This window comes from Kitasatospora griseola (genome assembly GCF_014648555.1).
In the GTDB taxonomy this organism is placed as follows: domain Bacteria; phylum Actinomycetota; class Actinomycetes; order Streptomycetales; family Streptomycetaceae; genus Kitasatospora; species Kitasatospora griseola.
Window position 1 is genome coordinate 111,301 of sequence record NZ_BMRI01000014.1, and the last position, 10,286, is coordinate 121,586.

Consider the following 10,286-nt stretch of genomic DNA (forward strand, 5'->3'; position numbering starts at 1 on the left):
GAGCAGCTCGCGGAAGCCGCTGGCGTTGATGTTCGAGTAGTGGGCGAACACGTCCGGGCCGCCACCCTCCTGCTCGATGAAGCCGAAGCCCTTTTCCGCGTTGAACCACTTCACGGTGCCATTAGCCATGTAAAAATCTCCTTCAAGGGACCTTCCGGAACCCGCACGATACGGGCACCGAGTCACCGCGATGAGCGCCCGCCCGGAAAATGTCCGGAAAACAGAAATGCGCCTGCGATACATCAGCAGGCGCACACAAAGTTCATGGGAACCACTACTGCAACTCCTTCGACTCTAGCAGCCCCGAGCCCGCAACGGGGGGACATTTCGACCCCGGTTTCGGCGGACGTCGCCCCGGCGCTGGCGGTCCGGAGCCGCCCCGTACGCCAACATCACCGCTGATCGGGGCAGTTGGCCCAGCCTGTGCGCGGCGACCCGGCGCGGCGGCCGGCTCGCGGCGTCCCTCCGGGCTCGCGGCCCCGGGAGAGCGCCGTTCGATGAACCCGGCATTTCAGGCATCCAGGATTCGGGCCGTCAGAAAGGGCCGCTGCGGCGGTCCGAGGAGCATACTGGCCTGGATGAGAAAGCCTGAAGCAGTTCGCCGACACCTGCCCACCAGCCCCTTCAAGGCCAAGGCCGAAGTGCCGCGCAAGCACTTCGCCCTCGGCGACCGTGTGACTCACGACGCCTACGGCCTCGGCCGGGTCATCGGAGTCGAAGGCGACACCGCGGTACTGGTTGACTTCGGATCACGGCAGGAGCGCATCTCCGAGCCGTACCGCGGGATGTTCAACCTCTGACCCGCCCGCCACCGGCGCCGTGACCCGCTCCGATGCCGCGAGCACCCCGGCCGCCGGTGGAGCTCGGCGGCGCCGGAGCGGGTCGGACGCCGGGCGGCGGCGTCAGGCCGAAGCGCGCGATGACGTCGGGCAGCCAGGCGGGCCGTCCGAACGCGCCCCCGTACTCGGCGGCGAGCGCCGGCGCCGCGTCCTCTGGCTGCGGCGGCTCGTCGGCGAGCATCTCGGCCGGCTCGTGGGAGAAGTGCTCGAACCCGGCCGGACCGATGATCGCGATCATTCGCGCCGAGGACGTGGAGCGGACGCGACAGCGCATCGTCGACGCCGTCGTGGGCCGCCGTGGACCTGCACGGCACCGCGGGCCCGGCGTCGACCGGCATCGCGGCCGTTGCCGAGCGCGCCGACGTCACCCGACTGACCGTCCACCGGCACTTCCCGGACGAGACGGCGCTCTTCGAGGCGTGCTCGGGGCACTGGCTGTCGCAGCAGAAGCCGCCCCGCCCCGAGGAGTGGGGCGCGATCGAGAACCCCCTTGAGCGGCCGGCGGTCGAGCTCATGGTCACGCCGGCGGGAGCGGTCGGGACCGAGTCCTGACACCGGGGCTCGGTGCGTCCCCGCATTGCCCGTGCTCGGCCGTGCCGTCCTCGTCCGGCAGGAGTTCGACGACGATCTCGATGCCGAGCGCGTAGGCCGGCGTGCCCGAGGTGATGAGCGCGGTCTCGGCGACCCCGATGAGGTCGGCGATGCCGGCGCCCGCGTGGAGTGCTCCCCGGGCGTGGATCCGGGCCGGTTCTGCTCGGCCCAGAGCCAGCAACTGCCCGAAGTGGACCAGCTGTTGCACCCGACCGCCGAGCGGGCTGTCCGCCAGCACGATGTGGCGCAGCGCCGTGAACGCCTCCTCGGTGGGGAGCCGACCGAAGGCCTGGGCCACCCGCAGACGGTCCTCCACTGCGCGAGGGACGGCCCCGAGCGTCGTGCGGTAGCGATCCCGCAGAGCTTCGGAACGCTCCGCGAAGGCGTGTTCGGTCATGACGCGACCCGTGCGATCGAGGCCCGGACCGCCTCCAGCGCGCCCTCGGGGAAGTCCACGGCCCCGCCGATCGCCGCAGCGGCGATCTCGGCCTCGGCGCTCTCCTCGATCGCCACCACGAGGTGGGCGGCGGCCGCCGCGTCCGGACCGAACACCAGCAACCCGTGGTTGGCCAGGAGGACCGCGGACGTCGTCGGCCGTCGCTCCAGCACGTCGGCGATGCCCCGGACCGACACGTCCGACCCACGCGGCCCCCACGGCACCACCGGTACGTCCTCGGGCTGTCCGAAGCGCAGCATCGGCTCGGTGCGGCACGGCAGCGGCCGGTGGGCCACCGCGAAGGCCGTCGCGGACGGCGAGTGGGTGTGGATGAGCGCGCCCACGTGCGGGCGAGCACGGTAGACGACGCTGTGCATGGTGATGATCTCGGCGCTGACGGAGCGCAGTTCACCCTCCAGCACCCGCCCGTCGAGCCCGACGGTCGCCAACTGGTGGGGCTCCAGGTCACGGACGAACCCCGGGGTCAGCAGGAAGCGCTCGGCGTCGAGCCTGACGCTCAGGTTGGCGTGCCCGGAGTGCGACATCACCCCCGCCGCGAACAGCTGTCGGGCAGCCTCGACGAGCTGGTGTTCTGGTGCGCCTGCCATCTTCTCATCTCCTAATTCCCTGTCGGTGGCGGCCGGTTCGCCGCCGCTGCACGTGCCTGCCACTCTGCGACTTGAACTAAGGTTCAAGTCAAGCGTCGGGCCGGCCGGGCGAGAGGGAGTGAAGGATGCGCATGACGATCGGTCAGCTTGCCGAGCTCACCAACGTTCCCGCGTCGGCCATCCGCTTCTGGGAACGCCACGGCCTGCTCCCCGCACCTGAACGCCGGAGCGGGCAGCGGCGCTATCCGCCACAGGCCGCAGAGCGGATCGTGCTACTGCGCAAGTTCCAGCAAGCCGGCCTGACCCTGGCCGAGGTCAGGGAGTTCCAACAGGACCAGCCGCAGCGGCAGGCGATGATCCGCGCCAAGGTCGCCGAGATCGAACAGCGCATGCGCGACCTCGACCACGCCCACCAACTCCTGACCCACGCCCTCCAGTGCAGCAAGACCGACATCGTCACCTGCCCGACCTTCCGCGACCAGATGGCAACGTGGAGCCACTCCGACTGACGCCCATCGACGGGTGCGGGTCGTGCGGTCCCGGCGCGCAGGACGAGGTCGAACTGCTGCCTTGGGCCGCAAAATCGTTGAAGCATCTGAAGGGCCTTGGGAAGTGCCGCCGCGCGGGGGCACAAGCCGATCGTGTGGGTGTTGATTGTCGGGAGCCATCGCGACGTCCATCGCAACCTGCAGGGCGTCGCACACCGCCGAGTTCGATCGTTCCCGGTCCACGAGCCGGACTCGGAACATCGGACCCGGACCGGACGGGGGTGGACGTGCCCAGCACCGAACTGAGCCACAGCTACGACATCGCGGCAACGCCCGCCGCAGTACTCGCACATCTGGCAGACCCCGAGAACTACATCGGGCTCTCCCCGCTGCTCGTGGACGTGCGGGACGTGCACTACGAGGCCGGGGTCACGCACTACGTGGCCGTCGAGCGCTTCCGGTTCCTCGGACTGATCCAGCACGACAACGTCATCCGGGTCAGCCTGCGCATCGAGGACGCCGGGCTGCCGGCCGAGGCGACGGTCAGCGGCGAGGTGGTCAGCCCGGGCGGCGTGCGGATGGACTACCGCTTCGCCGTCACCGCCCGAGGCACCGACGGCTCCCTGGTGGTCGATCGACTGCGGCTCCACGCACCGTTCGGCCTGCTCCGCTACGCGGCCGGGAAGGCCGGAGCAGTACAGGCCGAACGCGGCCGAGTGCTGGCTCGGCGGCTGGGCGGTGGCAACTGATATGGGCGGAGCCGCGAAGCCACCGACAGGGTCCGTCGAGACTGCAGATGAGACGGTGAACGACGAAGGCCCGGGCCGCTGTTGCGGTCCGGGCCTTCGATCAGGCGGGAGGATACGAGATTCGAACTCCGCTGGAGTTCATGCCTGTCCTGACCTGCAGCGGAGCGAACCGTTGGACGGTGCCTGAACCCGGTTAGACCAGGGTGAACGAGACCAGAAATGAGACCACGGCACCTCGTGTCTCACTTGCCGTAGTGGTAGCGGCACGCGATGACGCACAAGGTGTCGGTCTGCTCGTCCAGGACGTAAATCAAGCGGTGTTCCTGGTCGATTCTGCGGGACCAGGCGCCGGCGAGCTCGTGCCGCAGGGGTTCGGGCTTGCCGATGCCCTCGTTGCCGTTTCGACGGATGTCGTCGATCAGCAGGTTGATGCGCTTGAGCAGCCGACGGTCGTCCGACTGCCAGGACAGGTAGTCGGCCCAGCCGTGCTCGGTGAATTCGACCTTCACGCGATCTGCTCGGTGGCGTCCTCGGGGTTGATCAACTCGCGGGTCGCTGTGCGGCCTTCCCGGTACTCCTGCAGGGAGCGGCGAAGGTGCTCGGCGTTGGCCGGGGACCGCAGCAGGTAGTCCGTCTCGCGGAGCGAGGCGTACTCGGCCAGCGAGACGACGACCAGCGGCTCATGGCCGGCGCGTGTGATGACGAGCTCCTCGGCGTCGCTCTCGACGGCGTCCAGCGCGGCGGCAAGGTTGCCGCGGAGCTCGGTGGCACTCATCGTCTTCATGGCGTACAGAATAACGTACATCCATCGACCGGGCCAGGGGGCGATGGTGAAGGCGCGGGTCAAGGGGCGGCGCCCTCGGTGGCTCGTTCTTGGTTCTGCTTCAACGTGCGGCCGTAAGCATCCTTCCAATTGTCGCGGCCGTTTTTGCTCCCGCCCGACAACACACTCGCGGCGCTCGAAGGGCTGTCGAAGATGTGGGTCCTGGTCAGCCTCAACTGTTCGGTTCCGTGTTCGACCAGGATGCCGTCTGCGATCAGTTTGTCCCGCTGTGCTTCGTAGCCCCGGCTCATGGCCTTCTTCTCCTTGCGGCCATACGCACCCTCGAGGACGGTGAAGCCCCGGGGGTCGTCCCGCCCGGTGGCCTCGGTCAGCACCGTCTTGAGGAAGTACGTGGGGCCCTCCGGGGCTGCAACTGCCACAGCCGTCTCGGGGATGGCGGAATTGCTCTCAAGGATCTCGAAGTGAGGAATGCCGACCATGGGGAGAAGTGTCAGGGCGTTCTCCAGGTACCACTCCATGTCTGCCTGGTCCGGTTCGCTCAGGTAGGGCAACTGAGGGGCCGTTCCGTTGTCCAGGGTTGCCGTGCTGGCCTCCGTGGCGATCTGGAGCAGTCTGGCTTCGAGCCACCGTACGTGTGCCTTGTTGAGAGAGTCGTCCTTCGTGGTCAGCACGTAGCCATGAGTCCAGAAGTCCTTTTCCCGGTGGTGGCTGTCGAGGCGAACGCGGACTTCGTCCCCCTCCCCGACGTAGAGGCGGGGCGTGTCGTTCTCGTCCCGCCCCACGAGCACGTAGACGCCCGTTCGTTTGACCTCGGGGCGCTGTCGAGCCTCGGCGTAGCCGGGCCGGGCAAACGTGAGGCACGTGCCCGTCCATCCGGTTCGATCCACAGTGCGAAGGCCCTGGGGAGTCCCGTCGATCAGGAAGATTCGTACGGTGACGCCGCGAGCTCCGGAAGCATTCGACATGGCAGGCATGCTGACACGGCCTGGCAGGTCTGCGTGCCTCTTCGGGGTGGATGCCTGCGAGGGCGGTGGGGTGGAAACGACGAAGGCCCGGACCGCAGTTGTGGTCCGGGCCTTCGATCAGGCGGAGGATACGAGATTCGAACTCGTGAGGGGTTGCCCCCAACATGTTCGCCCCGCGGTCCGGGGATGGCCGTAGCCATCCTGACCTGCGGTGAAGCGGGCCGCCCGTCGGTATCTGAACGGTGCCGGACGGGGGTGAATGCAACCGAAACTGCAACCGGAGCGGGCCGTGTTCTGCCTGTTCAGGAGCGTCCCCGTTGTCGACAGGGCGGCGGCAGGCACCCCCGATGATCGCCGGCGGCGATCGGCCAGCCGCATTAGGCAGGTCGTGAATCTGGTGGTGACGGTGCTTTGGCGGCTCGCTTGGCAAGCAGGCCGGCCAGCAGCATGAGGAGCAGACCGATCCCCGCGCCGCACACGGTCCACAGCACCCGGTAGCCCTCGGCGGCATAGTGGGACGGCTGCGGGAGGTCCACCAGGATGAGTGCTCCTGCCGCGATGGCCGCGCAGTAGAGCGCGTAGTTGCAGAAGCGAATGGCCACCCCGTGCATCAGCAGCACGAGCGCGACCACTTCGAGGCCGCGCGTGACCGCGAACAGCCTGAGTCCGTGTTCATCGGCGGGAATCAGCAGCAGTAGCGCAGCCGAGACGGCGCCGATCAGCGCGCCGGCAAGGCGCTGCGCGGCCACGAGTGTCGTCTGCTCCAGGCTGGGCTTCATCGCGACCATGGCTGCGATCGGCATCCAGTAGCCGTGCGACAGGTTCAGCCCGAACGCGAGCGCGACGGTGCCGGCCACGGCCACGGCGCGGAGCGCCGCGAAGACGACCACCGGAGGGGTCAGCTTCTTCCGGGAGGTGCCGCCGGGGAGTTCCGCGATCGGCTGGGGCCGGTCCCGGCGCCCGCGGATCAGCCAGCCGATGAACGTCACGGTGAGCCACAGCGCCGCCCCTCCTGTCCAGGCGAGCACCTGGGCCCAGGTGTAGCTGGTGATGCGGGCGTAGTGATGGAGGCTGTGGGCGAGCCCGAGGGTGACGATGAACCAGGCGTTGAGAAGCAGGGCGGTGACGAACCTGCGCACTCCGAACGCAGCCGCGAGGCCGGCCGCCAGCGTGACCGCGAAGGCCGCAAGAGTGAGCCATCCCCAGGAGTCCGCCCCGATGCCGAACCCCAGGGCGGTCACCCCAGCGCCGATCAGCGAGAAGACGGCAACGCGCGATGCGCGGTGCCCGTAGCTGCCCCCCGGATCGTCCAGCCATGCGAACAGCAGGCCGAACAGCGCACTGAGAAGGTACTGCTCGTACCCGATGGTCCAGAAGACGACCAGCGGCACCAGTGCGATGTCCAGGAAGGTCACCGATCGCGGCCAGTTGAGCCCCGCAGGGTTGAGCTCGAACACCTTTGACAGCCCCTTCACGGCCCTTCTCCCGTGAAGGGGCTGTCCTTCTCCGCTCGCGCTGGCCATGGCCGCTCCCATCCCCCGACTCGGTCGACAGGTATGCCCCTTTTGTCCACTCATTATTTGATTTCACTGTGATCGCCGCGAAGCGACCCGCAAGTCCTGGCCGCTGTCACCGGCCACATGGTGGAGCGAGCCACGACTCCGAGCTGACAGTGCGGGCACCTCGCGAGTTCGGCCGACACGGGGGACGATGGACGCGGTGGTGACCCCCGCTCGGCCGCATGATTGCCGGGCGCTGCGTCGCGAATCCAGCCGCTCGAGCAGGTCTCCGATCTCCAGGTGAACGTCGCCGGAGGGAGGAAACATGAAAGCGCCGAAGGAAGCTCCGAGCCCTCCAAGAACCGGGCAGCCAGGGCAGTCACGGGCGGCTGCCAGGCACACGGTCCCGGCCGCGCGGCTGCTGTGCGTGGTGCCGTTCTTCCTGTTGGCTCCTGCCCCGGAGGGTCAGTCAGGCGCGTTGCTGACGCAGGCTGTGACGTGGTGGCTGGGCGGGTCAGCAGGGGCCACCGTAGTGAAGCATTTGTATCAGCGGGCTTTCGAGGCGCCGACCTCATGACCGGCAGCACCGGATCCGAGTACGGCCTTCGGCCCAGGAACCGGCTCTCGCCCGGCGCAGTCACCCGGATCGTGCTGCGGGTGGTGGGTTCGGTCGCCGCGCTGGTGGCCCTGTACTACGCGCTGCCGCTGGACCGCTCCTCCCTCGCGCCTACCGTCACAATGCTGATTACGGGGCTTGTGGCGTTCGTCGTCCTGGTCGTCTTCCAGGTGCGCCGGATCGTCCGGTCGCCGTTCCCGGTCGCGTGCGCGGTCGAGGCACTGGCCATCAGCGTTCCGTTCTTCCTGCTGCTGTTCGCCGGTACCTACGTGGCCCTGGCCGGGATGTCCCCCGCCAACTTCGGCGGGCACCTGTCGCACACCGACGGCCTGTACTTCACCGTCACCGTGTTCTCCACCGTCGGCTTCGGCGACATCACCGCCAAGTCCGAGACCGCACGACTGGTGGTCACCGCGCAGATGATCACCGACCTCGTCATCCTCGGTCTCGGGATCAAGATCATCGTGAGTGCCGTCCGACGCGGCCAGCAGCAGAAGGCACCGCACCAGGAGGGACGATGAGCCGAGCCGACAGGACGGCCGGACAGACCCCCACCGGCCACCGCCCACGTGGGAGGGCCCTGGCGACGTTCGTCGACCACGTGGGCCCGAACGGGGTCGTCGTTCGCCTGGAATCGCGCCATCACCGCAAGCACCACAGGCCGGCCATTGGATCGACCTGGTGGGCCCCTGCGAGCCCTGGCTGGTGGATCGCGGTTCTGTTCGCCGTCGGATCCCTGCTGTTCGCGCTCGGGTCGATACCGGGTTACGCCGACGCCGTCGGAGCCCGAGCGGACACGATCACCTACTTCGTCGGCTCCCTGTTCTTCACTTCGGCCTCGTTCCTCTGCTACCGCGAGACGGTCGACTCCGCCTCACCGGCACAGAACCCGCGCCACCGGCGCTTCTTCACCTACCAGCCCGGCCGGATCGACTGGTGGTCCACTGCGGTCCAACTCATCGGAACCGTCTACTTCAACGTCAGTACCGGACTCGCCATGGCCGACAACCTCTCCGCCCGGGCCGCGCACCAGCACGTGTGGCGGCCCGACGCGATCGGTTCCGTCTGCTTCCTGGTGGCCAGCGCACTGGCCTGGTACGAGGTGTGCCACGGCTGGCTGGCCTGGCGCCCCCGCTCCTGGGCGTGGTGGATCACACTGGCCAACCTGATCGGGTCCATCGCGTTCGGCATCTCGGCGGCGGCCGGCTACATCAACCCCGTCACCGGCCAGGTGCACAACATCGACCGGGCCAACACCCAAACCCTGATCGGCGCAGCGTGCTTCCTCGTCGGCGCTGTCCTCCTGCTCACCGAACGCACCGAGGACACCCAGCAGTGAGCGACAAAGGGACCGTGCGTGACCTTCTGCGGTTGGCGCTCCTTTGGGCGTTCCCCCCGTGAGTCCGGGGCAGGCGGTGGTGGGTCCACACGGTAACCGCGTGGGTGTGAAGGTCTGGGCCGGCCTGCCTCGTCCCGACGCCGTTCGCAAGGTCAACAGTCGAAGTCTCGGTCGGCCCGCTCGCGCCCGATTCGATGCGGGCGAAGAGTGGCCATCGAGGCCCAAGATCCCAACTGAGACCATAAATGAGACCAGAGCATGACGAAGGCCCCGACCGCTCGGCGGTCGGGGCCTTCGTCATGCCCTGGCGGGCAGAGGCGGAGGATACGAGATTCGAACTCGTGAGGGGTTGCCCCCAACACGCTTTCCAAGCGTGCGCCCTAGGCCTCTAGGCGAATCCTCCGTGGGAGAGCTTAGTACATGTTGAGGGGTGGTTGCGACCACGGTCTCGCAGGTGGGTGGCAGGGGTGGCCTGCGGATCGGAGATCGGGGTGGGTGGGGGGAGTGGGGGCCGGGATCCGCTACTCTTGGGGCAGCCCCTCGTGTGGCGTCATCTCTCTGAACCCCCCCAGGGCCGGAAGGCAGCAAGGGTAGGAGGGCTCTGGCGGGTGCGCGAGGGGTCCTTGCGTTTCCGGGGGCGTGGCGGGTGGGGAGCCACGTTTGTCCGTTGGTCCCGATATCGTCGGTGGCGTGTCCCTAGCCCTGTACCGCCGCTACCGCCCCGAGACCTTCGCGGAGGTCATCGGGCAGGAGCACGTGACCGTCCCGCTCCAGCAGGCCCTGCGAAACAACCGGGTCAACCACGCGTACCTGTTCAGCGGGCCGCGGGGGTGTGGAAAGACGACCAGTGCCCGCATCCTGGCCCGCTGCCTGAACTGTGAGCAGGGGCCGACCCCCGAGCCGTGCGGGGAGTGCCAGTCGTGTCGTGATCTGGCGACCGGCGGGCCGGGGTCGATCGATGTGATCGAGATCGACGCGGCGTCGCACGGTGGTGTGGACGACGCGCGTGAGCTGCGGGAACGGGCGTTCTTCGCGCCGGTGCACAGCCGCTACAAGATCTTCATCCTGGACGAGGCGCACATGGTGACCTCGGCCGGCTTCAACGCGCTGCTGAAGGTGGTGGAGGAGCCGCCGGAGCACCTGAAGTTCATCTTCGCCACCACCGAGCCGGAGAAGGTGATCGGGACGATCCGGTCCCGCACCCACCACTACCCGTTCCGGCTGGTGCCCCCCGGCACGCTGCGCGACTACCTGGCGCAGGTGTGCGGGCGCGAGGGCATTCAGGTCGAGGACTCGGTGTTCCCGCTGGTGGTGCGGGCCGGCGCCGGGTCGGTGCGTGACTCGATGTCGGTGATGGACCAGCTGCTGGCGG

Annotated in this window: 15 protein-coding genes, 1 tRNA gene and 1 other RNA gene; 8 read left to right on the plus strand and 9 right to left on the minus strand. The window is 68.4% G+C overall.

What is annotated here, in order from left to right; translation table 11 throughout:
- Window positions 1-129, minus strand: a 129-nt coding sequence (locus tag IEZ12_RS38735; RefSeq protein WP_229847716.1) for a cold-shock protein, incomplete at its 3' end; no start/stop codon positions are given.
- Window positions 130-578: 449 nt separating this feature from the next.
- Here IEZ12_RS38735 and IEZ12_RS19655 point away from each other — a divergent pair.
- Window positions 579-800 carry a hypothetical protein gene (locus tag IEZ12_RS19655; protein ID WP_043915160.1) on the plus strand — a complete coding sequence of 74 codons (222 nt, stop codon included), beginning with the start codon at window positions 579-581 and terminating at the stop codon, window positions 798-800.
- Here the strand turns inward: IEZ12_RS19655 and IEZ12_RS19660 are convergent.
- Window positions 790-1,077 carry a hypothetical protein gene (locus IEZ12_RS19660; RefSeq protein ID WP_189273187.1) on the minus strand — a complete coding sequence of 96 codons (288 nt, stop codon included), beginning with the start codon at window positions 1,075-1,077 and terminating at the stop codon, window positions 790-792. The two genes, IEZ12_RS19655 and IEZ12_RS19660, sit on opposite strands and share 11 nt — an antisense overlap.
- Before the next feature lie 59 nt (window positions 1,078-1,136).
- Here IEZ12_RS19660 and IEZ12_RS19665 point away from each other — a divergent pair, with 59 nt between their 5' ends.
- Complete coding sequence (locus IEZ12_RS19665) at window positions 1,137-1,391, plus strand: helix-turn-helix domain-containing protein (protein WP_229847702.1); 255 nt, start codon at window positions 1,137-1,139, stop codon at window positions 1,389-1,391.
- Here the strand turns inward: IEZ12_RS19665 and IEZ12_RS19670 are convergent.
- The gene (locus tag IEZ12_RS19670; RefSeq protein ID WP_229847703.1) at window positions 1,357-1,746 is read right to left on the minus strand and encodes a carboxymuconolactone decarboxylase family protein; all 390 of its coding nucleotides are present in this window, start codon (window positions 1,744-1,746) and stop codon (window positions 1,357-1,359) included. The genes IEZ12_RS19665 and IEZ12_RS19670 overlap by 35 nt on opposite strands.
- Window positions 1,747-1,823: 77 nt before the next feature.
- Window positions 1,824-2,474: a class II aldolase/adducin family protein gene (locus tag IEZ12_RS19675; RefSeq protein ID WP_189273191.1), complete on the minus strand. Its 651-nt coding sequence runs from the start codon at window positions 2,472-2,474 to the stop codon at window positions 1,824-1,826.
- A gap of 131 nt (window positions 2,475-2,605) precedes the next feature.
- On the opposite strand from IEZ12_RS19675, the gene IEZ12_RS19680 reads away from it, so the two are divergent.
- Window positions 2,606-2,983: a MerR family transcriptional regulator gene (locus tag IEZ12_RS19680; protein ID WP_229847704.1), complete on the plus strand. Its 378-nt coding sequence runs from the start codon at window positions 2,606-2,608 to the stop codon at window positions 2,981-2,983.
- A 266-nt stretch (window positions 2,984-3,249) separates the two neighbouring features.
- On the plus strand, window positions 3,250-3,711 hold the full coding sequence (locus IEZ12_RS19685) for an SRPBCC family protein (protein WP_189273195.1): 462 nt from the start codon (window positions 3,250-3,252) through the stop codon (window positions 3,709-3,711).
- A 242-nt stretch (window positions 3,712-3,953) separates the two neighbouring features.
- Here IEZ12_RS19685 and IEZ12_RS19690 read toward each other — a convergent pair whose 3' ends face one another.
- The 4 genes from IEZ12_RS19690 to IEZ12_RS19705 form a co-directional block, all read right to left on the minus strand.
- On the minus strand, window positions 3,954-4,220 hold the full coding sequence (locus IEZ12_RS19690; protein ID WP_189273196.1) for a Txe/YoeB family addiction module toxin: 267 nt from the start codon (window positions 4,218-4,220) through the stop codon (window positions 3,954-3,956).
- Entirely contained in the window at window positions 4,217-4,495 is a 279-nt protein-coding gene (locus IEZ12_RS19695; protein WP_189273198.1) for a type II toxin-antitoxin system Phd/YefM family antitoxin, read from the minus strand. The genes IEZ12_RS19690 and IEZ12_RS19695 overlap by 4 nt, the downstream gene beginning before the upstream one ends.
- Window positions 4,496-4,554: 59 nt before the next feature.
- Window positions 4,555-5,460, minus strand: coding sequence for a GIY-YIG nuclease family protein (locus tag IEZ12_RS19700; RefSeq protein WP_189273200.1), 906 nt, complete (start codon window positions 5,458-5,460; stop codon window positions 4,555-4,557).
- Between the two features lie 377 nt (window positions 5,461-5,837).
- Entirely contained in the window at window positions 5,838-6,917 is a 1,080-nt protein-coding gene (locus tag IEZ12_RS19705; RefSeq protein ID WP_229847705.1) for an FUSC family protein, read from the minus strand.
- A gap of 615 nt (window positions 6,918-7,532) precedes the next feature.
- On the opposite strand from IEZ12_RS19705, the gene IEZ12_RS19710 reads away from it, so the two are divergent.
- On the plus strand, window positions 7,533-8,096 hold the full coding sequence (locus IEZ12_RS19710; RefSeq protein WP_189273203.1) for a potassium channel family protein: 564 nt from the start codon (window positions 7,533-7,535) through the stop codon (window positions 8,094-8,096).
- Complete coding sequence (locus IEZ12_RS19715; protein ID WP_229847706.1) at window positions 8,093-8,914, plus strand: hypothetical protein; 822 nt, start codon at window positions 8,093-8,095, stop codon at window positions 8,912-8,914. Before IEZ12_RS19710 ends, IEZ12_RS19715 begins: the two co-directional genes overlap by 4 nt.
- Before the next feature lie 318 nt (window positions 8,915-9,232).
- On the opposite strand, the gene IEZ12_RS19720 is transcribed toward IEZ12_RS19715, so the two are convergent.
- A tRNA-Ser gene (locus tag IEZ12_RS19720) sits at window positions 9,233-9,317 on the minus strand.
- A 128-nt stretch (window positions 9,318-9,445) separates the two neighbouring features.
- On the opposite strand from IEZ12_RS19720, the gene ffs reads away from it, so the two are divergent.
- Window positions 9,446-9,542, plus strand: an RNA gene (ffs, locus tag IEZ12_RS19725) — signal recognition particle sRNA small type.
- 62 nt (window positions 9,543-9,604) lie between these two features.
- Window positions 9,605-10,286, plus strand: a 682-nt coding sequence (gene dnaX, locus IEZ12_RS38740) for a DNA polymerase III subunit gamma/tau (RefSeq protein WP_229847707.1), incomplete at its 3' end; no start/stop codon positions are given.